Source organism: Caballeronia sp. KNU42 (assembly GCF_053760385.1).
In genome coordinates this window covers 2,086,330-2,111,554 of record NZ_CM132388.1, presented here as the reverse complement: position 1 = coordinate 2,111,554, position 25,225 = coordinate 2,086,330, and the positions used below count along the sequence as shown (strand labels likewise).

Genomic DNA, 25,225 nt, shown 5'->3' with positions numbered 1-25,225 from the left:
TACCTACAGTCATACGGTAAGCGCAAATGCGCTGAATGCGCGTCAGGCCGAAGCAATGGCATTTGCGTTGTTTCTGCAAGACCCCCGTTTTGATCTTGGGACCGTGGCGCTATACGCCAACTTGCCGTCACGCCTCTGTCCGGGAGAGCTCATCAATCTTGACCACAGCAGTCAGATTTATTGCGATCCCGCGACTCGTCTATGTGCGAAACATCCTACCGGATCGGTACGTGTCAACTAGCAAGTCCGCTCGTGCGGACTTGCTAGTTGACAATATCCAGGGTAGGGGGTCTTCGCGTATGAAAGCAGGAACTTTATTTAGCTGTCGTCGCAATTTTTCGTGTTACCTCTATCGGTTATTCAAAAAACACCTCTCCGAAAGCGCATGCGGTTAGCGCATAACGAAAAAGCCGCACCCGAATGAAGGGGTGCGGCTTTGGCGCTTAATGTCGTCAAACGCTACGACTGCAGCGCACTATAAGTCGAGCATCACCTCCGATGTCGTTCTCGCTCCGATCTTCGGCCGTTGTGAGATGTCCATCCGAAGAAGAGCGCAAGAATGACAGCAAACACGATCGTAAAAATTGAGGCTCCCATGATCAGTCTCCCTTGATGCAATAAAAGCCGACCGCACCTAAAAGCAGTGCAGATATGAGTAGACTGCCTGTCTGCACGATCGCATGCGCATTCCAGTTTGATGTGAAAAGCGCGCTGAGCGCGGCACCGACGAAAGATGCAGCGCTTAGCATATGGACAAAACGACCGTTCTGCTGCCGCTGATCTTTTGACGGGAAGGCCAGTGACCGCAAGCCGCTTCGTCGCGTTGCTGTATTCACATCCGGAAACTTGACACGGAACTTTCCGGTTGCGTCGACTGCTACAGCTAGCACGCGGCCTCGATATTCGACAGTGAAAGTCGACGAGGTTTCGCTCTTATCCATTTCGTCCATTATGTCCCTGAGCCGAGGCGGCACCAAAATTTCGGCCGTTCGTACGTCTAGCGACACGCGGTCGACGATGATCATGCCGCTGGGGTATTGAATTTTCGCGTTGGCCAGTTTCATCGATTGCCTGCCTGATTTTCATAGTGATCGCGAGCGATGCGCTCGGGCGTGCGTGGGCCGCATCCGACGCTACGCTGCATGTCGGAGGCTGGTCGATTAAAAATGGCCGCGTGACTCGCGCGAGCGCCGGAAGGATGCGCATTTAAGAACTTGAAGATTTTCACGATTTGACCTCAAAGGATACGAGGTGGTCCCCTTGCGGGAAACCACTCCGCAAGGGAAGCATCGTCTTGTGGGAGCGACGCCATGTATCGGTGAGCGATCGGACAGATCGACCCACCGGCAAAAACCAATTGATGATTCGTTGTCACTTGCCGATCTGCATGACAAGTGAAGTTCGGGTGTGCGCTCGCTATAGGCCAGCGTCGCAAGGCCGTATAGCGAACATCATTGAGCGCAATCACGCGTTCACATACGCCGGCACGCGAGCGCGCGTGAACATAGATGTCGACTGCTTAAGAAGCCGAAGGGTAAGAAACGTACCGAAAAGCGTTTTTCGCAAAAAAGCGAACAAGACGGGGAAGCCGCCAGCGAACTGGTCTGCTTGGATCGATGCGCACTAGCGCGGGGATGAAGAGAGTCTATGTCGTGGCGGCGTCGCGTGAGAAGCGAAAAGCTTGCAATTTCTATAGCGCTTTTAGCGCGCCGCGTTCGAAGGATAGCGGCCTGTTGGGTTTAAATACAACCTTCCTGGCGCATACCATGCGCTTGAGTGTTCATGTTCAGGCAGCCTCGGCCTTACCTGGCTCTCATGACATCAGCCGCTCGAACGGGCTGGCGAAACCCCGTGCCGGGGGCGAATCGTCCCGAGCTTTCGTTATCTGGACTCACGTGGCAAGTGACAGCCAAGAGTGAATACACACCGCCTTGCGATAAAAATTTGCTTGATCGTGTGGTGAGTTTTGTGATCGCTTGTTGCACGGTCGCGCCGATATCCATCCCTAGGAGACCTCGCCTTAATGCGAATTCCGGACGAAGGTGGGCGGCCATTTCGGGATTGTGACCGGCGATTTCGGCCACGTGACCGGTCGTTTCGGAAACGTGACCGAGCGGACCGGACGGCAGGATTGGCGTTGCGCATGACATCAAGAACGCGGGCATCATCTCGCCGGATTTTGCGGGAGGGACGATGCCCGCACGCCGGATGAACATGCGCATGATCAAGGACGTTTTACGACTTAAATTCGACGCTGGCTTCTCCCACGATCGAATCGCTGCCTCGCTGGGCACTCCAGGGGTGTGATCATGAAGTAAGTCAGACTGGCTGGTGCCACCGGGCTTGACTGGGCGAACGCTTACGACATGAACGAAGGCGAACTCGCGCGGCGGTTTCCCGGCAAGCACACCGGACCCGCTGTTTGCGCTCAACCGACTTCAGGCGCATCCATCAAAAGGTTCGTCGCAAGGGTGTGACGCTGACGATTTTGTAGGAGCAGTACCAGGCCGGGTTTGCGGACCGGCAGACTTACCGATTCGCGCAATTCCGTGAACTTCATAAGGCGTTCGCCAAACGCCTGAAGCGCTCGATGCGAGAGATTCACCGAGCTGGCTAGAAACTGTTGGTCGACTTTGCTGGCCCCACGCATGCGCTGACGATGGGGCGCCGCGCGCACGTCTTTGTGGCCGCCGTGGGCGCATCGAGCTACGAATGCGCATGCGCCACACTGGCCGAGACGATGGAGGACTGGCTGGTCGGTATCGGCCGCGCACCGACCTTCTCCGGCGGCGTTCCACAGCTGATCGTGCCCGACAACCCGCGCGCGATGATCGCCGACTCTGACCGTGACGGGCCGCGCGCTGGCGAAATCGTGCTGGATTTCGCGCTCACCTACGGCGCCTAACTCTTACCTGCGCGCGTCTGTCTCTCCCGGGATAAGCCGTAGTTGGGCGGTTCAGGTCGTCGAACGATGGATCATGGCGCGCCTGCGTCATCACCGATTCGAATCGATTGAGTCGGCGAACTACGCGATCCGCTCGCTACTGAAGAATCTAAACGGTCGCCCGTTTCAGAAGCTGCCGCCATGCCGCACCAGTGCATTTGCAGAACTGGACGCGCCTGCCCAGTACCCGATGCCGGTGCAGCCGTATGAGCTCGCGCGGTTCGAGTGAGTCACGGTCCACATTCACTATCACGCCGAGATCGACAAACACCATGACAGCGTTCCCCACGCTCTAGCCGGACTCAAACTCGATGTGCGCATCACGGCTGACGCCGTCGAGCTGCTGCACCACGCCGCCGCGAAGCCAGTCACGCACGCAACGATCGCTTGGGGGCCTCACCACTGTCGTAGAGCACATGGCGGCGACACACCGCGCCCATCTGGAATGGACGCCGCAGCGGCTCATTCATGGGGGCAGCAGATTGGCGGAGCAACTGGGGCGCTCGTCACCCGGCTTCTCCGAGAGCAACACCATCCCGAGCACGGCTGCCGCGCGTGCCTTGGACTGCTCTCGCTCTCGCGTCGCTACGGACTCGAGCGTCTTGAAGCAACGTGCGCATTGGCGCTCGACCTGGGCGTACACCGTTACCGCCGCGTGCGCGGCCTCAGCTACTACCAGTGAAGATAACCCAGGATGATGATGCAACATACCTTGACGCAACTGCGCAGTCTGAAGCTGGATGGCTTCGCTGATCGATTGGAAGAGCAATTGCCGCAGCCCGGCACGACGGCACTCAGCTTCGAGGAACGCTTGCCACTATCGATCGAACGGGAAGCAAACTGGCGCGACGATCGCCGTCGCACCCGACTGCTTAAGCAAGCGCGACTCTTAGTTAGCGTAATCGGCGGCATTCGTGGATTCCATGATTGGTCCCAGTAAATTAGCGATCACTCGCGCGCGAGTGCGTTAGCGCCAATTCTCGGCGCGCACCCGCGCTTTTGCGATTTCAAAAGATAGGGAAAATTTATTGGCTTTCGACAATGCGCTCCAGCGCAGCGACATCAAGACGAACCGACAGATTCGCCGTCTTGGCGTGAAAAGCTTTATGTTTTTAGGGGTCTTTGTGGGGATTGAGCTTTATCGTGATAAAGCCCATGACCGACTGTGCTCAATATCAGGCATAAAACCGTACGTCCAGGTCAGGGCGCGCGCTGCCTCTACTCATCCACATAGTTGTTGCCAGCTGATGTTGATAAGTCGGTTCAGACGGCAATTTGGTAAGACGCCTAGAAATCGGTGTCATTGGGTAGCCTTCAAAGGCCGCGCGATTACTACTTCTGTCCATCCTCCGCGAAGGCGTGCGCGGGCCGCATCCGACGCTATTGCGTAAGTGACAGGACGGCCGATGCAACATGACCGTGTGACATGCGCGAGCGCCGGCACAATCCTCACTCAATATCTTGAAGATTTTGACGATTTAACCTCGAAGGAAACGAGGTGGTCCCTTGCAGGAAACCACCCCGCAAGTGAAGCAGCGTTTTGTGGGAGCGGCGCCATTTTCCGGTGAGGGATCGGAGAGATCGACTCACCGGCAAAAATCAAAAGATGACCTTTGCTGTCACTTGTCGATCTGCGTGGTAAGTGGAATTCGGGTGTGTACTCTGTATAGGTCAGCGCTACAAGGCCGAATAACGGCACATCATTTAACATCCGCCGCTCGAACGGACCAGCGAATCGCTGGTGCCGGGGGCGAACGTTCCGAGCATTCGTTCCGTTGACTCACGTCGCAAGTGATAGATGTGAGCGAAGACCCAACCCCTTGAGACAAAGATTTGCTTGATCGCATGTTTAGCTTTGCGATCGCTTGTTGCATCGCCGCGGCGATGTCCATTGCTGCGAGACATTGACTTAAGAAAAAGATCGCGAAAAACGAAGATCGATATTTCGCTCTGCTTGACTTTGATGTGGAACTGAGAAGCTGGGCTATCACATTTGATCCTCCTTCGACATGTTCCAATCTTTTTACCTTTACCGGGTTTCGCGCCTGATTGTCTCCTCTGTTGCGGGCGAGCTTAGCGTCGCGCGTGGGATATCCGCCCGTCCCGCGAAAATCGAGCTCAGCATCGAGCTCACCATTGCGTTTGCCTCGGCCTGCATCGAGCCGACAAGCCTGACCAGTCTCGCATACCCGAGTCCTGATCCTGCCGGGTATTGCGAATGAAAAATCCGAAGCGGCTAGCAGCGGCGGTGGGCAGGGCGAAAGCGGGTCCGTCCCGGCATGCAGACACAGAACTGGATCATCTTGAAACAATCGTCCGGCTTATGGCGCGAGATGATACATATACGCCAATACACGGGCTGGATATGGCGTATTGGCGCTCTAGGGTTGCTCTTGTTGAGAGTTCCTTCGAGTTGCTTCCGATTCAAAGGTCTCGAATGAAGGCACTACTCGCTTCGCTTGGATGACCTCGCCCGAGCTCACCCACAAAACTTTTTGCTGTAGCACAGCGCGAAAGGCGCGCGCTGCAAAGGCCAGGCATGATGGTGCGTTTGCGGTACGCGTTACGCACGGGTCGACCAAAGCGGAATCAACCGCACTTGCAAGAATGATGCTATGTATGCCGCCGATTGTTAGTCACCGCACGACATTGGCCAATTGTCGAACGGGTCGGCGAGTGAGCGATTTTTCATGGTCGCCGTACCTACGAAGCTCTAGCAGGCTTTTGCAGGTCGAACATTAGGCATGCTTGACTTCGTTATTGATCTGCGATGGTCGATTTTGGCATGGCTGACCGGTGACGGAGCGGCAAAGCATACCCTCAAAAGCAAGACACATGAACCGCCTCAACGCAGTAGTTCACTGCCCTGGATTCGCGCCGTGCGGTTGTCGATTTTAATTGGCATCTCTACAAAAGCATCGGAATCCGCAGCGCCTTTCGTCCGTACTCTCGCCAGTGCAGCTTGGCCAACCGCTGACCTTTCCACCGGTGCGGGTTCGCTGATTACGCGATGCAGGCGGGCGAACCCTTGCTTCAAAAATCTGCGTAAGAGCAGCGTTGGCAGGTTCGCGGCGGAAACTTTGCAAATTATTACGACCTCGATCGTTGTTGGAACGGCGGCGACACTTCGTTTTATGCACCAAATTGGAACATATCATGATAAAGCCCATTTTCGAAGGCGAAAAATGATAGGTGTTTGAAAACTAAAAGGAATATGCCAATTTTCAAGCTGGTGAGGTCTGGACACCGCCGTGTCGGTAACCTCATCACGCAAGAGGGACCGCAGGCTAGTTATCTGAACAGGATGCGATCCCATAACAAAGCATCCATGCGGGGAAAGATCGCATTAATCGTCGCCTTTCTCCGGAGTGAGCAATATCACGATAAAGCCCCTTTGCCGATCAGCCTATCTTCGAACGGCATCTGTGCGGGACGGGACAAAGACACTTAAATCTCACCGTCTTTCGAGCAAGAAATACCGAAGTGACGATTTCCACGATTTAACCTCGAAGAAAACGAGGTGATCCTTTGCAGGAAACCATTCCGTAGGTGAAGCAGCGTCCTGTGAGAGCGACGCCATTTGCCGGTGAGGGATCGAAGAGATCGACCCACCGGCAAAGATCAACAGATGACTTTTGCTGTCACTTGCCGATCTGCATAGCAAGTGGAATCCGGGTGTGCACTCTGTATAGGCTAGCGCGGCAGGGCTGAATAACGGGCACATGGCTTAACATTCGCCACTCAAACGGGCCATTTAATCGCTCGTGCCAGGGGCGAATTGTTTCGAGCGTTCGTTCCGCGGGCTCAAGAAGCTCAAGTCGCAAGTGATAGATATGAGGAAGACCCAACGCCTTGCGAAAAAGATTTGCTCAATCGCGTGTTGAGCTTTGCCATCGCTTGTTGCATGGCCGCGCCGATATCCTTCCCTGCGAGGCTTCGGTGAATTCGCGATGCAGGCGGAAGATCCCTTACTTCAACAATCCGCGTTAGAGCAATGGTGGCGGCTCGCAGAGGTAACTTTGCAAGTTACCGCGACCTCGATCCTTGTGGGGACGGAGGCGGCGATACTTCGTTTTATGCACCAAATTGGAACATATCATGATAAAGCCCATTTTTTCAGCTGAAATCCCGTAACCGTCTGATTACAAAGGACTCTAGTTCATTTCAAAAAGTGATGAGTGATGGACACAATCGCACCTAATCCACTCATCACTCAAGATGAGCCTGCCCGAAGGTGGAATCCAGCTCTACCAGATCAGTGAGATTCATTGGGGCGGAAAGATCGCATTAATAGGGGTCATCCTCAGGAGTGAGCGATATCACGATAAAGCCCATCAGCTGACAAACTGATGTTGCAAACGGTATTGGGACGGAGCCGGACAAAGACACCTAAATCTCACCGTCTTTCGAGCAAGATATACTGAAGTGGGCAATTTCAATGGTGCCCATTCGACAAGGGTTAGATCTTATTTTTTCATGGTACGCAGTCGGCTGGCGAGTGTTTTGCAGTGACGGCGACCAAAGAACGAAGTATGGATAGAGACGGCTGCGAGATTGTGGTGATATCTGCTCTTGCGAAAGTCCGTCAAGGCCCGCTTTCAAATCGACTCACGCCGAGACATCCACGTCTGCTATCGCAGCCCTCTATTTAACTGCATGAAGCTGTGACCGGTGAAACCGGCTGGGCGTTGCGGCGGTTTTGCGGCGCACGCTCGCAGCAGCCGATTTTGTGCAGTGTCGGACAACTCCCGTATGCCAAAGGCGTGAGTCACTTAGCTTGCTATTTGACGACGTCCGTAAGAAAACGACAATGGCGCCGATCCGCCGTCCCAGAATAGGGCATTCATTCGTCGGGCGCACGCTTACTCGATGCTCGACGCATTGCTCGGGCGCTTAAGCCTGCTATAGGACGAATGAGGAATACATAAGGTCAAGCAGCATGTCCAACCGGACCTAGTCATTGTCGCTTGCCGGTATAAAGACCTGATCCTGTTCTCGGCGCAGCTGTCGTCACAGGGGCATGTTCGCGTTGAGTACTCTCCGAGTTTCCATGGCCGGCTGATGGCGAGAGACATAGCAAATTCTTAAGCATTCCAACTTATTCGGGCTGTGCTCAGCGTTACGATCTTCTCATTCCCCGCGCCATCGACGCATCGACCTGAGCCTTATGGCCCCAACTCTCCCCAACTTGCCTCAAGCGTTTTCAAAGAAAGCCATCTTATTTTCAGGCGTCGCCGACGCTCACTCAATGCTTGACTCGCGAGTGTTCCAGTACCGCACATCTCGCGCCCATCAACCTCGCTGGATCGTCGAACCGACGACACCCAGCGTTGATTCAGGACCACGTGACCGGACCCACTGCGTCCCCGACCATTCACCACGCCCCCTCAGCTTAGTTGCTGGGCGCACTGCAAGCTGCCCGACACACTGCGGCAACGATGCAGCGGCCTGTCAGGGGCGGGAAACCACATGTACGTCAAACGTACGGGTTTCTGAAACTCTATCGATCGGCACGCGCAGCCGAACCAAAAATGCGCAAAAAGAATTGCTCAGTTGTCGCACATTGTGCTTCGGTTGAGTAGCCCAAGTCACGATGTGACCTGGGACTATCGGAGTGCAGCCGCTTCCCTGCATCTGGTAGATCAAACAGTTATCTCTAAAGTTCCGGAATGCAAGCGAGCAGTTCCATCCAACCACTCCGTCGTTTCGATCGGCACGACGGCTTACCTTACCCAAGGACCATGAACGTAAAAATGCATACGACCAAGACCACCATGTTTGCGCGAACTGGAAGGGTCACAAGATTGTTTCATGTGAAGGCCCGCGCGCGACCCGCTTCAGCGACGGGCGGCGCGGAAACTTCAGTACACACTCATGATACTGGTCACTCGTGCTCTCGGCTTCGCTGCAGGCGTGCAGCCTTGCCCGTCGCCGGCTGACCAGCAAACGACGAACACGGCGCCTCGGTAGGCCGACCGTAATCGAAAATCTTTCTTCGTTGAAAACCTATGTCTCGAAATCCGAATGTGGGAAGACAAGTGCGCTTACCCGAGCGTCTGGTAGAGGATCTGCTAGCGCTTATGTCGTCAAGCGGGCTTGCAAGAGGAAAAACCGCAATTGTGCTCGGCAACGATTCGGACAAGGCATCCGAATTAGCGATTCAGGTTCTGATCACCGGATTCAAAGAGCTTCGTGCCGGGGGGTATGCATTGAGCTCGCCCTGGTATGTGCGCGAAAAGCATATCCGTTATCTGATGCATCTGTGGATCGATAAGAGCGGGCAATGCCCACCTGTTGTTCTGAGCAAGCTCACGCACTGGCGCGAGCTCGCCAAGAAGATGCGCAAAGCCCCGCTTCTCGCGATCGTCGACGATTGCATCAAAAAACCAAGTGGGTACGGCCGCCCCTATGCGCGGCGAACCGATAACGCTCAAGACAAACCGTACATTCACGTGGATGATGTCGTGGCGCGCTTGGCCGCGCAGGACCGTTGGGTGAGTGTTCAGGTCGAACTGCAATGCGCGTTCAATTTGCGACCCACAAGCAGCATGCTATTTCGGCCGTTGGAGTTTCTGCGGTTGTCAGGACAATTGCATATTCCTGATGGAGCGAGAAACGGGGGGGGGCGAGTAATAACGCTTGGTGAGCGCTGGCAATATGACCTGTTGCTGCGCGCGGCGCGCTTGTCCAGCCCGACGAATGGCGTCATGTATCCCGCGCCCTGGACATTGAAGACGTGGTATCGCCACTACTACGACGTATTGCGCTCTCAAGGTCTATCGCGCACGATTTGGGGCGTCACGATTAGTGGTCTGCGCGCGGCCTACGCTGACCGCATGGCGAATCCGTCTCGGTCACAGGAGCGTACCGGTGATCTGTTTGTAGACCACGTCGAGTTGACGCTCAACGGAGACGCGCGTCGCGCAGCAATGCTGCGCCTTATCGAATTCGTTGGCGTTGGGCTTACCGCTGAGTCAACAAAATACTTGTCGACGATTGCGTCAGTGAAAGAATCAAAGATACTCAAGTCTTAGCGCGAAGCGGCGCAACGTGTGATCAGCAATGCGAATGAGGAGCAAACAAGGGATGCGGTCCCGTTGAAATTTTAAGTCAAACGGTCGATTAATTTTTCAGAATCCCCTAAACCTTGATAGGTTAGTGTGCGCTTTAAGCGCATTGAGTTTCTATCATTTTCGCAGAGGACTATCGTGGTTAAAATTGTAGAAGTTGGTCATAATTCGTGTCGCGCTGCGACAATGGCGCAGTTGAAGTGTTTCTTCTTTGAACCATCGTATTTCCGGGCTGTATTGCGCTATCTTTTTATGCGCAGTCTATTTGCAGCAACATTCTTTCGCACCTTTGTCTCGAATGGGTGCCTGTACCGGCTTGCCTGTATCGGAGCCGAGGGTCGAGTGATTTTAGCGAGTACTGCATGACGCTTCGAGTTGACGCACGGGCGGTCTGGGACTATCGGCACGGCACATTCACCTATTGCGGTGAACACTGCATTGAGCTGAGCAGTGCTATCAACATCTCGTACCACGCATTTTTCGTCGTGCCATAGTGCTGCAAACCGCTATGAGGATCAGGCTGTCCAAGTATCAGAATGCGGAAACTGAGTGCCCCGAACGACTGGTGGTGATTTGGCTCGCAGTTGATTTCGGAAACGAACTTCTACTGAGAGCAAGTCGGACCGGACATTAGCGTTTGGGTCTCGTCTTTCTTCCTGCGTCCGATCACGACGCCGCCGGTCCGAGCACAAAGAGGCGCGCTCTGAAGGGTCGCCATCCGAAACGATCTTGTTGCAGCCGCTTGAACACGTGCGAGCGACTGTCTGCACGTGAGTGTGCGGGTTTCTAAACCATACCGACCGGCTCGCGCTGCCGAACAAAATCGCGCAAGAAGAATCGTCTGGTCGCTGCTTGAACGCAATGACTGGCTAGCCGCGTCCGTGCGATAGGGGCGAGGACCATCAGGGCAGTCCTTCCCTCGCCCGGGTGGATCAACAAAGCTATCGGCAAAGTCCAGGAACGCAAGCACTGTGTCATTAACCCGAGGTGTCGTTTCAATAGGGACGGTGCCGCTTTTTAAATTTGGCCAATATGAAAGTCATTTTGAATTTCTTGCGTGCGCTAGATGGCTCAAACCTTCCAAAGCGTTTAAGAGAGGAACTCCAGAAGCTTTTCGAGAAACACATTTTTCGTGCGCATAGCAAAACGCGTGTGACTGCAAATGCCATTTCAATGAAAACACAGGAGCGTCGCGTCGCGAGCTTAATCGCTGGCTTCAAGGAACTTCGGGCCGATGGATTTGCGCTTGAAACGCCCTGGAATCTTTCGGAGAAACACATTCGGCACCTGGTGAACCTCTGGGTGAACCAAAAGAAGCAAAGTCCAGGGACGGTCGAAAACAAGCTAACCTATTGGCGCACACTTGCTGCGTGGATGGGCAAGCATCAGCTCGTCGGGACGGTAGACGACTACATTGAGCGTCCCGAAGGCTATAGGCGCTATTACGTGGCGCAACAGGATAAGTCGTGGGAAGCGGCGAACGTGAACGTCGACGATGTGATCGCGCGTCTGACCGAGCGAGACCGCTGGGTGGCGATTCAAGTTGAATTGCAGTCGGCGTTCGGCTTGCGCGCACAGGAGAGCATGCTGTTGCGCCCACTCCAGTGTCTGCGTCTTTCGGGGCATCTGCAAATTATTGATGGCACGAAAGGCGGTCGCCCGCGCGTGGTACCGATTGAGGAAGAGTGGCAATACGAGTTATTGATCCGTGCGGCTCACTTGTCTAACCCGCGTACTGGCTCAATGATTCCTGAGCCATGGACGCTCAAAAAATGGTATCGCCATTTCTACGTCGTGTTGCAGGGCCAGGGCGTCGCACGAAAGGCGTTGGGCGTGACGGTACATGGCTTGCGCCACGCATACCTCCAACGAATGTACGAAAGTGTGACCGGAGTGCCTGCGCCGATCAAGCGTTCCGACCTCCGCCCAGATCCTGAGTTGCACCAATTGGCAATGGAGCGAATCGTGGCGGCCGCGGGCCACGGGCTAGCCACGAAGGCGAGTGCATACATCTCGTCATTCGCGGCGATCCGCAAAGCGGACACCCCTGTGGTGAGTTACGCGCAAGTCTGTGCAGCGCTCGAAGAAGCGAAAGGCAACAAATCGCACGCTGCGAAAGCCCTCGGCATCTCCCGCCAAGCGCTGTACCGCGTGCTCGGGAAACTGGCCAACGCCGAAGGCCCCGTATCGACCGCTGACGGCAGCGACAATTAAATATCTGACGCAAGGCGCAATGTGTCGCAGACGTCGCTACTTTCTATCGTTGCCAGTGGTGGCCCGGATTGCTTGAGGCGGCCCAGGCTGTCGCGACGTCGTCGTTGCTTGACTTTCCAACCTCTTCATTAGGCTGGTATCAACCTAACTGAGCGAGGTAAATATTTTGACCCACACAACTGTGGACAAAGCCGACTGCACAGGTCGCGGTGAGAGCGCGCGCAACACGGTAAACGAAAAGATGCACAGCGTCCCGAAGGGCGAGGGCACAGCGATGTGTTCCGTATCCGATGCGTTTCGGCAAACACTTGATCGTCTCGGCATCGCTGACTACGTCCTACGCGAGCGCGCGATCTTGATTCACGCGCCCGGAACACGGCTTCCCACGACACAACTCGACGTTATAGTGGTGACGCCTTTGGGCGTATTCGTCGTGATGGAAATGGGTTTTAAGGGACTCGTTGCACCCGGCCCTGATGCAGAGACCGTGAGCGTCATCGACCAAGAGGGCGAAGCGATGCTTCGCACGTCGCCGGTCAGGCGACAGGCCGCAGTTGTTCGATGCCTGCGCTCATTACTCGTCCGGCACGCATGCCCCGTTGAAAGTGTTGCCGTCGCCGCCGCATCCCCTTGCTCGCTGCATCCTCTTTTGCCTGAGTCGATACTTGAGGCGGCTGAGCTTTACCACTACTTGAGGCTGCGAACGATTCGATTTTTTTCAAGCGCGCAGCCACACGTGAGCGTGGCGCGCGTGGTCGATGTAATCGATAGTCACTTGTTATCAGACTCGCGTCCTGAAGGGTTCGAAAAACATTGTGTGCGGCCGAGCGCCTTCACTGCGAGGCCGTAGGGAGTGACATCGTTGGTGGCTGTTTTCGAGAGGCGGCTTCGGGTCCGATTCGCGACGCTCGTTCTGTCGATACAGCTACCGCGCTTTGCTTTCCGTTTTTGAAGCGTCACCCAGGCAGATGTCGTCCAATCGCGGTATTGCCTCGAAGTGCGGCGGCGTCCAGCGACAGCGCAACCCGCGTCAGCGTTGAACATATATGAGCCCATTCCCCTTCCTAGTCCGGCCGCTTCGCTTGCGAACCCATAGGCGAAGCCGACCGGATCAGGAGGGGGTCAAGCGAACGGTTTTGTTTTTGGATTCTTCGCGGCCGACTTCCGGGCGTGCTCCTCAGTGCCTTGCGCATCTACGTAAGCACGCACCGTTTCCAGTGTGGCGCCGCCGACACTCCCGACAAAGTACGCTCGGCTCCAAAACAACGGCTTTCGGTAGAACGGCGCCAGGTGATCGGCAAACCGGTTTCGCGTGCGCCGCGCGCTCGCCGTCTTCAAGTTGTTAATCAGCACCGATATGTCTAGCGCCGGATGGATGTCGATCAGCAGGTGCACGTGATCCGCTTCGCCGCCAAATTCCAGCAACTTGCAACGCCACGCCGATAGGATCTCGCCGAACGCCGTTTCTAGGTATCCGAGCAGATCCGGCGACAACGTCTTGAGCCGGTACTTCGTCACAAAAACGACGTGTAGCTTAAGCTTATAAACGGCGTGAGAACTAGATCTATTGGCATTTTCCACGCTTGCGCCTTAACGATTAATTCGTGCTAGTATAGCAGCTATGGAACGCCGCAAAGTCACATTCAAGCTGTATCCGAACGCCACTCAGGCCGAACGCCTGACGGGCTGGATCCGCTTGCACTGCGAGCTTTACAACGCGGCGCTCGAGGAGCGCATCGACGCCTACCGCAAGCACGGCAAATCGATCAGATACTAAGACCAGCAAAACGTGCTGCCCGAGATCAAGGCGGCTCGTCATGAGTTCGTCGAGCTCGGTTCGCATGCGCTACAGCAAACCCTGCGCAAGCTGGACCTCGCGTTTCAGGCGTTCTTCCGGCGCGTCAAGGCTGGTCAGACGCCCGGCTTCCCGAGGTTCAAGGCCAGCAAGCGCTTCTCTGGATTCTGCTATCCCGATCCGGCTGGCTGGAAGCTCATGCAGCACGGCGGCCGTGGTGCCACGCTGCGCATCGGTACCGGCAAGCACGCCATGTCGATCCGCGCGCGTGGCCAGCATCGTTTCGGAGCCGGCGCCAAGCCCAACGACCTGACGATCACGCGCAAGAATGGCGAGTGGTTTGCGTCCCTCACGCTGCGCGTATCGGAAGACGCGTGCGCCCGTGTCCGCACTGGCGACGCTCACCGCGGCGTGGACTTCGGCATCAACGATTGGGCCACGTTCGATAACGGCGAGACGATCGCCAATCCGCGATTCGTGCGCAACGAGATGCCACGCATGGCCGACCTTCAGCGGCAGCAGGCGCGCAAGAAACGCGGATCCATTCGATATAAGCGGCTTGGCAAGCAAGTCGCGAAGGTGCACGAGCGCATCGGAAACGTGCGCCGCGAGTTCCTCCACAAGACGACGACGCGCATGGTGAAGTCGTACGCCGTCATCGCGACGGAAGAACTGCGCGTGAACAACATGAGCCGTTCGGGCGCCGGCACGCAGGACAATCCCGGGCGGATGGTCAAGCAAAAGGCCGGCTTAAATCGCGAGATTCTGTCGGCCGGATTGAGCATGGCGCATAACATGCTCGCGTACAAAGCGGTAGAAGCTGGTACGCGACTGCACGTTTCAAACACGCGTCAATTAAAACCGTCGCAGCGCTGCGCCATGTGTTGGGAGATCGTGCCCAAGACGCTTGCGCAACGCATGCACGTGTGCACGCACTGCGGACACACGGCACAACGCGACCAAAACGCAGCGTCGGTTGTCCTGATCGATGCGCACACGCCTGGAACGGGCGTGGCGGCGAGACCGAAACCGCTGGCGCGGCAACGCGCCAAGTCAAAGTCTGAGACCCGCGAAACCCTCGCTACAGCGTCACAAGACGCTTAGCGGTGGGAGAGTTCATCGAGGTGAGCATCTTGATTCAAACAGCTGTAGGCAAAACCGGTGGCCCTGATTGCACTGAGAGCGCATGCGACACCGCAAATCAAAATGCGCCCTGCATTCCGACGGGCTTGAGCTCAGCCAGAGCCTCGGTGTCGGATACATTTCGACAAACGCTGGATCGTCTGGGCATTGACGACTACGTCTTACGCGAGCGCGTGATCTTGATACACGCACCCGGTACACGCTTTTCAACGACAAAGCTCGACATCCTCGTTGTGAGCCCGTTCGGCGCGTTCGTCGTGATGGCAATGCAGCTTCGGGGACGTGTTGCGCCGGGCCCTGACGCAGAAACCATAAGCGTCGTCAACGAAGAACGCGAAGCGATGCTTCACACCTCGCCGCTCAGAAGGCAAGCTGCCGCCGTTCGATGCCTGCGCCCGTTGCACTTACAGCACGCATGCCTGGTTGAAAGTCTCGCTGTTGCGGCCACTCCCCCTTGCGCGCTGCATCCGCTCTTGCCTGAATCGATACTTGAGGCCGATGAGCTCTATCATTACCTACGGCTGCGCACGATCCGCTTCTTTTCGAGTCGGCAGCGACATGTCAGCGTGGCGCGTGTGGTCGATGCCATTGAAAGCCGCATAGACTCTCGCCCCGAAGCGTTCGATGAACATTGTGCGCGAATGGTCGCCTTTCGGCCGCGTTAATCGACAAGAGCCGAGCCGCATCAGTTCGGTGGCAAGCAACTCCAGCGAGCGGGAAGTCCTACTCGAACAGCATGCCGAGCATGGACTTCCCAGCGACGACAGGGTCGATCATGACGAATACCTCGATATCCTCGCCGAGGCTGCCCAGGCGCGGAATGGCTAGCAGCGGATTCTCACGCGGTGTACCCCGGCCCGGCGTCGTAAGGGCGCAGCGCGGTGCCGAGATGAATGAGTCCGGCCGGCTATCCATCCGCCCGGCGTGCCTTGCATTAGAAGCCCCGCAGTGATGTTCCCACATTCGATCCGGGAGGATGCCTGATGGCCGCACCGTCTTACGTCTATACCATCTCGTGTGTTGCCAGGATGCTGGGGGAACCTGAGGACTGGTTGGAAGAACTCGTTCTGATGAATCTGGAGCCGGAAGACGGGTGCCTCAGCGTCGTCGACAACCTGGACTGTGGCCCGGATGAACTGGTCACTGTGACCGCTTTCACGGACGCCGGCATCGAAGCTCTGAGGGAGGTGGTCGCCGACGCGAAGCAAAGGCAAAAGGGCCCAACCCGGTCGGGATGAATAACCGCTGGAGCAGATGGGGCAGTGGTGTGACGGTCGTGCACGGTCTGGCCGTGATCGGCCCAGAGTGTGTCAAAACGCTTTTTTGAAGAGCTAAAATCTCTTATCCGATACCGGGGTGAGCGAGATGAAGCGGTTCGTTCAGGGTGACAATCGTACGCAAAGCTTTCTTCTTCCCGAAGCGCTCGACGACTACGTGACGGACACCAACCCCGTGCGCGTAGTCGATGTCTTTGTAGACGAGCTTGATCTTCAGAAGCTTGGGTTTGAAGGCGTCGAACCAGCACTTACCGGCCGGCCTTCGTATCATCCTGAGGTGATGCTCAAGATCTACATCTACGGTTACCTGAACCGTATTCAGTCCAGTCGTCGCCTTGAGCGCGAGGCCCAGCGCAACATTGAATTGATGTGGCTCACGGGCCGCTTGGCACCGGACTTCAAGACTATTGCGCGGTTCCGCAAAGACAACGGCAAAGCGATCCGCAGCGTCTGCCGTCAGTTCGTCATGCTGTGCCAACGCCTGGACCTGTTCGCCGAAGCGCTCGTTGCGATAGACGGGAGCAAGTTTAAGGCAGTGAACCATCGCGACCGCAACTTCACGAGCGCAAAACTGGAGCGGCGAATGCGAGATATCGAGGCAAGCATCAGCCGTTATCTTGCGCAAATGGACACCGCCGATCGCCAAGAACCCACTATCGCGAAGGCGAAGACGGAGCGGCTGCAAGACAAGATCGCGGCTCTCAAAGAGCAAATGCAAATCCTCAAGCAAGTCGAAGTTCAACTCAACGAGGCTCCCGACAAGCAAGTGTCGCTCACGGACCCGGACGCGCGTTCGATGAAGACGCGGGGGACAGGCGTCGTCGGCTACAACGTCCAGGTAGCGGTCGATGCAAAGCACCATCTGATTGTCGCGCACGAGGTCACCAACAACGGTATTGACCGAGACCAGCTCACGCCGATGGCCAAGCTCGCGCGTAAGGAAATGGGCGTCGAGAAACTCACGGCAGTTGCGGACAGAGGCTATTACAAAAGCGAGGAGATACTCGCGTGTCACCAAGCTGGCATTACCGTGTTCGTACCGAAGACGGTGACGTCGGGTGCGACGGCTCACGGTCGCTTCAGCAAAGACGATTTCATTTACGACGCCGAGGCGAACGAGTATCGCTGCCCAGCGGGAGAGCGGCTCATATGGCGTTACGTGACGATCGAGCGAGAGCTAAAGTTGCACCGTTACTGGAGCTCGAACTGCCAGCAGTGTTCGTTAAAGGACAAGTGCACGCCGAGCGTACAACGCCGGGTGACGCGCTGGGAACACGAAGGAGTTCTCGATGAGATGCAAATCCGTCTTGATCACAGCCCTGACATGATGCGTATCCGACGGCAAACCGTCGAGCATCCGTTTGGCACAATCAAGGCTTGGATGGGAGCCACGCATTTCTTAACACGAACGATCGAGCGGGTAAGCACCGAGATGAGCCTGCACGTGCTTGCGTACAACATGAAGCGAGTCATTAAGTTACTCGGGTCAGAAACGGTCATGAAAGCGTTGCAGGCATAGGCCTGCGTGCAACCAACCGGGGACTTGACCACATCCTCTTTGATGAAATTGATGTTCCACATGCCGCATTCAATAATCCGCACTCCGTTGCGAGAGCAGGTGTCGTCGGAGTTTGTGCCGTTACGCGTTTTGACACGGTCTGGGCCAAGTGCGGCCCTAAACCACGCAGGTATAGATTTCTCGGAAACGGACAGTCGCGCGAACGGCGACGAACGTGCTACGGCGACTGAGGAAAGTGAGGAATGGCCTCATTAAGGCAAACCCAGGGTTGCGCACTGGACGCCCAGATGTCCAGCATTGGCTGAAACTCCGACGGGTTGTCTAGCGTTGCGAAACGGATAGACATCACCTCTGGAGCGGCTTCGCCGAATGTAAATAAAGGGGAGCCGCAATCCGAACAAAAGCTGCGAGTCGCGAGCCTGCCGCTGCCAGCACGAACCGAGTACGTCTTCGGCGTGCCGGTGATCGTCAGGTCCGACACCCTGACGATAAAGCCGGAAGCAAAGGGAGCGCCACTTGAGCGCTGGCAGTCCAGGCAGTGGCAGTTTAGCGTCGCAACTGGCGCGCGCGAGCATACATAGCGGATCGATCCGCATGCACACGCGCCGGTAAACGGAGCAGTCATACCGCTGTTTCCTTTTGGCACTTGGCTCATAGTCGCTGGCATCTCACAGGTGCGCCATCAAAAGCTTGCTAACCGGCAATATCATATCGCCCACGCAGCATAGCCACCGTCATTGCTTAGCAAATGACCGGTTTTACATTCTTGAATGTCCGGTTGAGGGAATCCCGATCGGACGCTCTGGGTCGACCTGGGACGACCAAAATCACTTTGGCCGGTTGTTTCAAGGCGGCGATAGTTCAGGGGATGGAATGAGATCCTCCAGCCCCGCCACGTCTATGTCCCCCGCCCTGCTATGGTAATTCTGTAGCAGTCCAAATTAGCGCAATCGCACGAGTACCCCCTAGCCTGAACGGCGGCCCATCACCGCTGCATCATCTCTCGGCTCCGCGTCTCGTCCGGCGCAAATCGGCCGACTGGAGACGTTCACCGCCTCGCGTCGAGCGGCTGGTGCTTGGTCTATTTAGGCCGTTCGTGGCCACAAGATTGCGGCCGAGCCGAAAACCCAAACGCGCGATTTGTAAGAAGGAGATCTTCGACCGCACGGAAAGAACAGGCCGCGTAATCGCAGGCATGCGGCCCCGACATGCTCGAACGGCCGCATCTCACGTCGCCGGCACGCCAGAATGCTTCGAATATTTTGAAAGGAAGTATTGCCTGCCTAACGCGGAGCAAATCTTGCAGTAACCCTCTCGTCGAGCTGATTCACTGCGCCCAAGGTTGTGATGAGTTCCGCGGGCCGGCTTCCTCGCAAGCCTGCTAACGTCGGACGGCCGTCACGAACGAACGTGTAAAACCCGGTCACGAGATATACGCCGATGGCGTCGACATGTCGCGCCTGTTCGCCCAGCACTTCTTTGAACATCGGCGATGAGAACAGCGACTTTGCCGCTAAGGGGCTGGCGAATGCGATTTCCGCAACCGCGAGATTCAGTCTGTCCGCCGCGACACAGTGTTCGACGTTAGGCGACGGAGGGGCGGGCTTATCATTGTCGTACGGCTCAGGAAGATGCAACTTCCACTTGACCACAGCGTCGTGTTTTGCGAGCGCGGTGTTCGTTTCCGTCAGCCACGTTGTCGTGTCCCGTCCTGGCTTGCGGCTCATGTACAAATGAATACGATGAAATGGGTCGGCCCCGTTGCGAGTGCCATTTTCATCCTTGTCGACAAGCGTGAGCGAGCCGTTGGGCAGGTTGTAAGCAACGGCTTCACTAATGAAGTTGGATTCATCGTCGTAAAGAATCTTCCCTGCCTCGGCGAATACGGCCTGCTCCTCAAGATTCGCAAAGCCCAACTCTGCCGACCCATCGAGCTTCGCTTCAATCCGGCGAACGCCATCAGCGACAGGCCAGAAATTCGCATAATAGTCTCTGTCGAAGTGCTGTTGAACGTAGAAGTTGAGTCCCGGCAAGCGCGAACAAAGAGTCGAGTGCACGTCGCGCCAGTAATTTGCAAATAATTCGTGTGGGAGGCCGTCCCGCCGTCTCACGGAAGCGTAAACGTTGTGTTTGACGACCTTGTCACGAGCAGAGAGATCTAGCTGATTCATCAAAACTCCTTAGCGATGTAGGCGCCTTGCGAGGCGTTACGCGACCTTGTCCAGAAGCACCTTCGGATCGAAGTAAGCTACAAGTAGCCGATTTGCCTGACCATCTGAGATATCCCAATGCTCAGAAATCAGAATTGATTCGTCAGTACCCTGAACACCAATCCGAATCAGAGCCACGACGTGTTCGCCCTGTACGGTCAGGCTCTCGTACGAAAGCCTCGCGAAATCCAGTGTTGCTGCCACCTTGGGAAGGATCGACACGTAGCCGGCTTTGTCGTATTTACCGCCCCAAGGAAGATAATCGGGAACGAGCAATACGAAGTCGTCGGCCAGATACTTTTCGAAGTCCACTATCCTGCCCTCGGCGGCGCCGCGATAAAACGTTTTGACAATCGCCAGTGCATCCGCTTCTTTGGTAGCGAGATCGTTCATGTTTGCAAATCTCCACCGTGACAGATGACTGACTATACGCTCGCGCTGCCGCGCGAATTTCAGACTTGGCCGTCTGGAGCGAATTAAAAGATCCGCAGGCACAGTGAGTTGAGCACTTAACTCACGATTGCCGATGGACTGAGCTGTGAGTTGTACGCAAACGGCAGGTGAGGTCCCGACTTGAGACGTTCAGCGTCATTTCGGGAAGGGCCGATCAGGGTCGACTTCTGTCAGACGTAGATGGATCAACGGCGGCCGACTTCGCCGGTTTAACGACGGACCCGGTTCGGGGTTAATCAGCGACATTCAGCCAGAGCGCCTCAGACGACGGTCGCTCGCACCACTCACGCGTCGCGTAGTCAGATCCGCGGGCCGTCGGTGCGTAGATCGATGAACCGATTGAGGCGAAGCGGATCTTTGTCATCCAGGAATCTGACTTCCGCATACACGATCGACGTACCGTTTGCGAGATCCTTCATCTTGAATCGCGAGTCGCGATCTTCGATAGTTCGCGTTCTAAGCTCTTTTGGCCAAGTATCTTCAAGGTGATAGGTTACTGATTCAATGCGTTTCATCACTGCGTCTGGAGCCATCACAACGACTTCGAATTGGTAGTACTTGCGTCGCCCGTGGCCCAACGTGCGCGTTGCCTCTTCAGATAAGAAGCTCGTATGAAGCAATGCGATGTTTCTCAGCGTAACCGGCTGTACGGGGCTCGGGGCGGGAATTCTTTGGGCTTGTTCCGGTAGGCTGCCCAACTTGAAGGTGCCGAATTCGACGGGGGATCCGCCCTTCACGCGCATAACAAGCTCAAGCAGTAGCGCCTTGACCTGTGGTCGAAAGACAATTACCAATGACATCAGCACATATGGCCATATCAGCCCGGTAATGAGCTTTACTGCGGGATCAGTCTTCGACCGGATGGTATGAAGAGGATCACCACAGCGACTGCTACACCGCCCGCCAAAACGACCGCCACGGTTCGCAGATCCTCCCAGCTGCCTGTCGGTGTTTCATCAGTCGACGGTAGGCCAGTACCGGTGTGGTCACTTCGTCCTATGCGCTTATTCATGTTCAAGCACCTCCGCGCAGATCCAAGTTCTATTTGCTGAACGTTTCGCCGCGGCGAACGCCTCACCATCATTCGAAGCTCGAGTCGATAGCACAAACTTTGTCTAGCGAGGCACCGTATTCCAGACTTTTTTACGGCGGAGCCGATGCACAACCGTCAGTTGGCTCTATATATCGTAGCCGGAATATCCCGTTTCGGGGCGAAGCGATCGATTGCGCCGTCTGTCGCGATGGCGAAACCGCTGGTCACGAAGGGCACTCGGTGACGGAAAGGGAGATGCGTCTTTCCGTAGAAAGGACGATGACTTGCTAACCGAATCGCAGGGATGGATGGTCGCTGCTTCCCGCGGAATTGGCCGTTGTGAAGGCGCAAAGATTAACGGCAAAGTTGAGTCGACTTCCGCACGACGCGGGACAGTAAATAATGGAGCTCTCCTCCCGTTCAACGTCGGACCGGGGTCGGCCATCAAGCGACATTCGTTCGTACGAACGAAGCATCATCCAAACGACCACTATGCTTAAAAAAGCGGCCCATCCGATTTCTTGCAACCAGGCGGACCTACCCGCATGCTCGAGGCGTCGAGCCATCGAGATACGGCATGGACGGTCTTCTCGTGGTCGGCAGCAGTTTACTTGTCTACGCGACGAACCGACGAACCTGGCAGGCCGCACTAACGCGGCCCGCAACCCCAGCCGGTCGCTCAGGCAAATCCTTTTGGCCCAGGAATATGGCCCAGGACGGCCTGGATGCGCTGTGCAACATCCAGGAGCTTCATGTCCTGCCCTGCATCCGCAGCGACTTCAAGCCCAAGCGGAAGTTGATTGCCCGTCAAACTCATCGGAATGCTGATCCCGGGCAAACCCGCGCCACTCGATGGGACGGTGTTGTTAGCCAGGAAGAGGTCGGTCACTTCTTTTCCCGCAACCGTGAATTTAAATTGCGAATCGATCAAAGGCGCGGCGCAGGGTGTTGTAGGAAATAGCAGAAATGGAGCGTGGGCAAAACCCTGCCGAAAGCGACGTTGCAGCTCTGGGCGAGCTTGCGCGAGGACTTTTTGGTAGTCGCCTTCGGGTAAATAACCGCCGCCGGCCGGCAAAGCAAAATGTTCCCATCCCGCCTTGATGCCGGGGTGCAAGCCTTCATAGATTTCTTCGAAGGAAGCCGGAATCTGGTAATCGGTGAGGAACCTGGAGATACTTGGCTTGGTCTCGTGAAAGAAAATCCCAAACGTCGTCTGCTGCGCGAGAGGGATAAACTCTGCGCCTAGATCGATTTCGACGATTTCCGCACCAGCATCTTTTAACTTACGCAGAGTCTCATTGAAGGCGTTGACCACTTCAGGGTCCGCATCTTCCAGATATTGTTTAGGCGCGTAGGCAAGCCTCACATTCTTAAGATCCGACCGCGCCTGCTCTGACGTTCTCGGACTACCGGTGACAATGGCGTCGAGGATGGCACAATCCTCGACATTTCGTGCAAGCACCCCCACCACATCAAGATGCTCCGCAATCGGTGCCGCGCCAGAACCCGGCCATCTGTCGAGAGTTGGCTTGAAGCCCACGACCCCACATAGTGCAGCTGGAACGCGAATCGAACCAATCGTGTCTCCCCCCAATGCGGCGGGGACGATCCGCGCACTTACCGAAGCAGCGCCTCCCGAAGAAGAGCCGCCCGTTACACGAAAACCATCATAAGGATTCCTCACCTGACCGTAGTGAAAATTCTTGCCGGTCAGGCCGAAGGACATCTCCTCGAGATTGTTCTTGCCAAAAACCAGTGCTCCGGCTTTTTTGAATGTTCTCACCACGTCGGCTTCCCGACTTGGCACGTAGTCGCTCAATATACCGGTGCCAAGCGAGGACTTAATGCCCCGCGTCAGATAGCTATCCTTGACAGCAATCGGAACGCCCCAAAGGGCTGCCGGCTCTTTTGGTCGCGTCAAATCCGCAGCCCGAGCACTCTCTAGCAGCCGGGGTTCATCAATCGTAATGAACGCATTTAGACTGGAAAACTCCTTTGAGCGCTCAACCAGGTGCGTAACATAAGACTCTGACGAGATTTCGCCGTTTCTGATGGCTTCGGCTGCCGCAACGAGGCCAAGATCGTGAAGCTGAGTATGCATATTTCTGCCCGCAATTTGATTTGTGCTGTTTCCCTACACGGCTGCAGCGCCATCGCAGTCGCGCGCCCGCCGAAGCCATTCAGGCCTTACATCGTTGCAAAATGATGCTCCAGCCCTTTTGGATTACGGCTCCAAATCCCGGACACCTGCTTTGAAACGGGATCGGGATAAATATCTTCTTGATCCTCGATAAGGCCTTTCAGAATCTCTTCGGCAGCGACATCCGGCGAAGTTTTTTCGATTGGCAAGCGAGATGCCATCTGCGTGTCAATGGGGCCTGGAAAAATACCGACGACTTTAATTTTCTTCGACTTCAAGCTTGCCCGTGCCGCCTGAGTCGCCGACAGCAGCGCCGCTTTTGAGATTGAATATCCGGCGGCGTAACTCATGGGAGCCAACCCAAGAACGCTAATGACATTGGCGATGACTCCACCACCGCTTTTCTCAATCAAGGGCGCGAAAGCCTGCACCACGCGAACCGTGCCGTAGTAATTGACATCCATATCTGCTGCCAGTTGAGCCAAAGTTGCCGACAAGATATCGCTGCCGGTCATGACGCCGGCATTGTTGACCAGAACATCAATTTCGGCGAGCTTTTGGGCAGCGGCGGAAACATCGTCGGGCCTCGTGATATCGAGTTGAACAGCTGAAACCCTGCCGTCATTGAAGTCAGGCATGGCCGAGAGATCGCGCACACCTGCGTATACCTTGCCCGCTCCATGTTTGAGGAATGCGCGCACGAGCGCCGCACCTATGCCGCGGTTGGCCCCAGTCACGAGGACAGTCTTGCCTTGAATATCCATGTCGATCACTTTTGAGGTTGGTGGTTGTCAGGATTGCCCGTTCAGGGCGTTACGTGGCGTTCGACTTTTCCATCTCAGAGGCAAGCTTCAGCGCGTTCGCAATGCCATCCTTCAGGATCTGTGTTGACAATTCCTTATCTGGAACGATGCGAGAAAGTTGCAGCGTTCCGACCATCACAGCCCAGATGGCGCCCGCGGCCCTCATTCGTGCCTTCGCGCTGGCCTCGGAAGAAAGACGATTCGCAATACACTCGATAGCTTCAGTAGTCTTCTCGGTAACGGTCGCGCGCGTTTCTTCCGGGCGATTCTTTAGTTCCGATGCGAGCGCCGCCACAACACAACCGGTTCCCGGATTGTCTCGATGTGCAACGCTTAAATAGCGTTCCACAATCAATTTCAGGCTGGTTTTACTGCCGTCGTCCGAATTGTTGAAGATGCGGCGCAAGGTCTCGTCAGCAGCACTTCCTATAGCCTCTCCGACTAACTCTTCCTTCGACGTGAAGTGGCTGTAGAAGCCACCCACGGTCAGGCCGGCGCGCTGCATCACGGCAGCAACACCGACTTTCTCAATTCCTTCTTCGCGGAAGATCTGAGCAGCGATCTTGACGATGTGATTATGCGTATCGTCTTTATGCCCTTTTGCGTAGCGCATGAATGGTCCTT

21 protein-coding genes and 1 pseudogene are annotated in these 25,225 nt (G+C 55.9%); 12 read left to right on the top strand and 10 right to left on the bottom strand.

Annotated elements, in window-relative coordinates:
- Positions 1-599: 599 nt before the first annotated feature.
- A complete protein-coding gene (locus ACSOSP_RS09415) occupies positions 600-1,064 on the bottom strand; it encodes a hypothetical protein (RefSeq protein WP_455310781.1) in 465 nt (154 codons plus the stop codon).
- 1,559 nt (positions 1,065-2,623) lie between these two features.
- On the opposite strand from ACSOSP_RS09415, the gene ACSOSP_RS09410 reads away from it, so the two are divergent.
- From ACSOSP_RS09410 to ACSOSP_RS09380, 7 genes and pseudogenes are all read left to right on the top strand, one after another.
- Positions 2,624-2,905, top strand: a complete 282-nt coding sequence (locus tag ACSOSP_RS09410) for a hypothetical protein (protein ID WP_455310780.1) — start codon at positions 2,624-2,626, stop codon at positions 2,903-2,905.
- Between the two features lie 73 nt (positions 2,906-2,978).
- Positions 2,979-3,173, top strand: a complete 195-nt coding sequence (locus tag ACSOSP_RS09405; RefSeq protein WP_455310778.1) for a hypothetical protein — start codon at positions 2,979-2,981, stop codon at positions 3,171-3,173.
- A 216-nt stretch (positions 3,174-3,389) separates the two neighbouring features.
- Entirely contained in the window at positions 3,390-3,626 is a 237-nt protein-coding gene (locus ACSOSP_RS09400) for a hypothetical protein (protein WP_455310776.1), read from the top strand.
- Positions 3,627-3,638: 12 nt separating this feature from the next.
- A pseudogene (locus tag ACSOSP_RS09395) lies at positions 3,639-3,833 on the top strand (ATP-binding protein); the annotation flags it as partial.
- A gap of 1,855 nt (positions 3,834-5,688) precedes the next feature.
- Positions 5,689-6,144, top strand: coding sequence for a hypothetical protein (locus ACSOSP_RS09390; RefSeq protein ID WP_455310775.1), 456 nt, complete (start codon positions 5,689-5,691; stop codon positions 6,142-6,144).
- 2,808 nt (positions 6,145-8,952) lie between these two features.
- Positions 8,953-9,978, top strand: a complete 1,026-nt coding sequence (locus ACSOSP_RS09385) for an integrase domain-containing protein (RefSeq protein WP_455310774.1) — start codon at positions 8,953-8,955, stop codon at positions 9,976-9,978.
- Between the two features lie 1,068 nt (positions 9,979-11,046).
- Positions 11,047-12,228: an integrase domain-containing protein gene (locus ACSOSP_RS09380; RefSeq protein WP_455310772.1), complete on the top strand. Its 1,182-nt coding sequence runs from the start codon at positions 11,047-11,049 to the stop codon at positions 12,226-12,228.
- 1,122 nt (positions 12,229-13,350) lie between these two features.
- On the opposite strand, the gene tnpA is transcribed toward ACSOSP_RS09380, so the two are convergent.
- Positions 13,351-13,809, bottom strand: coding sequence for an IS200/IS605 family transposase (gene tnpA / locus ACSOSP_RS09375; protein WP_455310770.1), 459 nt, complete (start codon positions 13,807-13,809; stop codon positions 13,351-13,353).
- Positions 13,810-13,849: 40 nt separating this feature from the next.
- On the opposite strand from tnpA, the gene ACSOSP_RS09370 reads away from it, so the two are divergent.
- Genes ACSOSP_RS09370 through ACSOSP_RS09360 form a run of 3 tightly spaced genes read left to right on the top strand, consistent with a single transcriptional unit; the run spans position 13,850 to position 15,831 of the window.
- Positions 13,850-14,005 (top strand): helix-turn-helix domain-containing protein, encoded by a 156-nt coding sequence (locus tag ACSOSP_RS09370; protein ID WP_455310769.1) that lies wholly within the window; start codon positions 13,850-13,852, stop codon positions 14,003-14,005.
- A gap of 12 nt (positions 14,006-14,017) precedes the next feature.
- Positions 14,018-15,127, top strand: a complete 1,110-nt coding sequence (locus ACSOSP_RS09365; RefSeq protein WP_455310768.1) for an RNA-guided endonuclease InsQ/TnpB family protein — start codon at positions 14,018-14,020, stop codon at positions 15,125-15,127.
- Positions 15,128-15,129: 2 nt separating this feature from the next.
- Complete coding sequence (locus ACSOSP_RS09360) at positions 15,130-15,831, top strand: hypothetical protein (protein ID WP_455310767.1); 702 nt, start codon at positions 15,130-15,132, stop codon at positions 15,829-15,831.
- Positions 15,832-15,889: 58 nt separating this feature from the next.
- On the opposite strand, the gene ACSOSP_RS09355 is transcribed toward ACSOSP_RS09360, so the two are convergent.
- Positions 15,890-16,081 carry a hypothetical protein gene (locus ACSOSP_RS09355; protein ID WP_455310766.1) on the bottom strand — a complete coding sequence of 64 codons (192 nt, stop codon included), beginning with the start codon at positions 16,079-16,081 and terminating at the stop codon, positions 15,890-15,892.
- Positions 16,082-16,149: 68 nt separating this feature from the next.
- Here ACSOSP_RS09355 and ACSOSP_RS09350 point away from each other — a divergent pair, with 68 nt between their 5' ends.
- Entirely contained in the window at positions 16,150-16,404 is a 255-nt protein-coding gene (locus tag ACSOSP_RS09350; protein WP_455310765.1) for a hypothetical protein, read from the top strand.
- A gap of 127 nt (positions 16,405-16,531) precedes the next feature.
- A complete protein-coding gene (locus ACSOSP_RS09345; RefSeq protein WP_455310764.1) occupies positions 16,532-17,962 on the top strand; it encodes an IS1182 family transposase in 1,431 nt (476 codons plus the stop codon).
- Between the two features lie 217 nt (positions 17,963-18,179).
- Here ACSOSP_RS09345 and ACSOSP_RS09340 read toward each other — a convergent pair whose 3' ends face one another.
- The 7 genes from ACSOSP_RS09340 to ACSOSP_RS09310 all read right to left on the bottom strand — a co-directional run bounded on the left by ACSOSP_RS09340 (position 18,180) and on the right by ACSOSP_RS09310 (position 25,214).
- Positions 18,180-18,587 (bottom strand): GFA family protein, encoded by a 408-nt coding sequence (locus ACSOSP_RS09340; RefSeq protein WP_455310763.1) that lies wholly within the window; start codon positions 18,585-18,587, stop codon positions 18,180-18,182.
- A 658-nt stretch (positions 18,588-19,245) separates the two neighbouring features.
- Complete coding sequence (locus ACSOSP_RS09335) at positions 19,246-20,133, bottom strand: EthD domain-containing protein (RefSeq protein ID WP_455310762.1); 888 nt, start codon at positions 20,131-20,133, stop codon at positions 19,246-19,248.
- Between the two features lie 36 nt (positions 20,134-20,169).
- Entirely contained in the window at positions 20,170-20,565 is a 396-nt protein-coding gene (locus tag ACSOSP_RS09330) for a nuclear transport factor 2 family protein (RefSeq protein WP_455310761.1), read from the bottom strand.
- 359 nt (positions 20,566-20,924) lie between these two features.
- The gene (locus ACSOSP_RS09325; RefSeq protein ID WP_455310760.1) at positions 20,925-21,425 is read right to left on the bottom strand and encodes a pYEATS domain-containing protein; all 501 of its coding nucleotides are present in this window, start codon (positions 21,423-21,425) and stop codon (positions 20,925-20,927) included.
- A 912-nt stretch (positions 21,426-22,337) separates the two neighbouring features.
- Positions 22,338-23,759: an amidase family protein gene (locus tag ACSOSP_RS09320; protein WP_455310759.1), complete on the bottom strand. Its 1,422-nt coding sequence runs from the start codon at positions 23,757-23,759 to the stop codon at positions 22,338-22,340.
- Positions 23,760-23,845: 86 nt separating this feature from the next.
- Positions 23,846-24,562 (bottom strand): SDR family oxidoreductase, encoded by a 717-nt coding sequence (locus ACSOSP_RS09315; protein ID WP_455310758.1) that lies wholly within the window; start codon positions 24,560-24,562, stop codon positions 23,846-23,848.
- A gap of 49 nt (positions 24,563-24,611) precedes the next feature.
- Entirely contained in the window at positions 24,612-25,214 is a 603-nt protein-coding gene (locus ACSOSP_RS09310) for a TetR/AcrR family transcriptional regulator (RefSeq protein ID WP_455310757.1), read from the bottom strand.
- Between the last annotated feature and the right edge of the window lie 11 nt (positions 25,215-25,225).

Coding starts and splice junctions, on each gene's coding strand:
- ACSOSP_RS09330 (WP_455310761.1), bottom strand. CDS start 20,565: ATGAACGATCTCGCTACCAAAGAAGCGGATGCACTGGCGATTGTCAAA.
- ACSOSP_RS09390 (WP_455310775.1), top strand. CDS start 5,689: ATGCTTGACTTCGTTATTGATCTGCGATGGTCGATTTTGGCATGGCTG.
- ACSOSP_RS09405 (WP_455310778.1), top strand. CDS start 2,979: ATGGCGCGCCTGCGTCATCACCGATTCGAATCGATTGAGTCGGCGAAC.
- ACSOSP_RS09400 (WP_455310776.1), top strand. CDS start 3,390: ATGGACGCCGCAGCGGCTCATTCATGGGGGCAGCAGATTGGCGGAGCA.
- ACSOSP_RS09355 (WP_455310766.1), bottom strand. CDS start 16,081: ATGGATAGCCGGCCGGACTCATTCATCTCGGCACCGCGCTGCGCCCTT.
- ACSOSP_RS09345 (WP_455310764.1), top strand. CDS start 16,532: ATGAAGCGGTTCGTTCAGGGTGACAATCGTACGCAAAGCTTTCTTCTT.
- ACSOSP_RS09340 (WP_455310763.1), bottom strand. CDS start 18,587: ATGACTGCTCCGTTTACCGGCGCGTGTGCATGCGGATCGATCCGCTAT.
- ACSOSP_RS09335 (WP_455310762.1), bottom strand. CDS start 20,133: ATGAATCAGCTAGATCTCTCTGCTCGTGACAAGGTCGTCAAACACAAC.
- ACSOSP_RS09385 (WP_455310774.1), top strand. CDS start 8,953: ATGTCTCGAAATCCGAATGTGGGAAGACAAGTGCGCTTACCCGAGCGT.
- ACSOSP_RS09370 (WP_455310769.1), top strand. CDS start 13,850: ATGGAACGCCGCAAAGTCACATTCAAGCTGTATCCGAACGCCACTCAG.
- ACSOSP_RS09320 (WP_455310759.1), bottom strand. CDS start 23,759: ATGCATACTCAGCTTCACGATCTTGGCCTCGTTGCGGCAGCCGAAGCC.
- ACSOSP_RS09325 (WP_455310760.1), bottom strand. CDS start 21,425: ATGTCATTGGTAATTGTCTTTCGACCACAGGTCAAGGCGCTACTGCTT.
- ACSOSP_RS09415 (WP_455310781.1), bottom strand. CDS start 1,064: ATGAAACTGGCCAACGCGAAAATTCAATACCCCAGCGGCATGATCATC.
- ACSOSP_RS09350 (WP_455310765.1), top strand. CDS start 16,150: ATGGCCGCACCGTCTTACGTCTATACCATCTCGTGTGTTGCCAGGATG.
- ACSOSP_RS09380 (WP_455310772.1), top strand. CDS start 11,047: ATGAAAGTCATTTTGAATTTCTTGCGTGCGCTAGATGGCTCAAACCTT.
- ACSOSP_RS09315 (WP_455310758.1), bottom strand. CDS start 24,562: ATGGATATTCAAGGCAAGACTGTCCTCGTGACTGGGGCCAACCGCGGC.
- ACSOSP_RS09310 (WP_455310757.1), bottom strand. CDS start 25,214: ATGCGCTACGCAAAAGGGCATAAAGACGATACGCATAATCACATCGTC.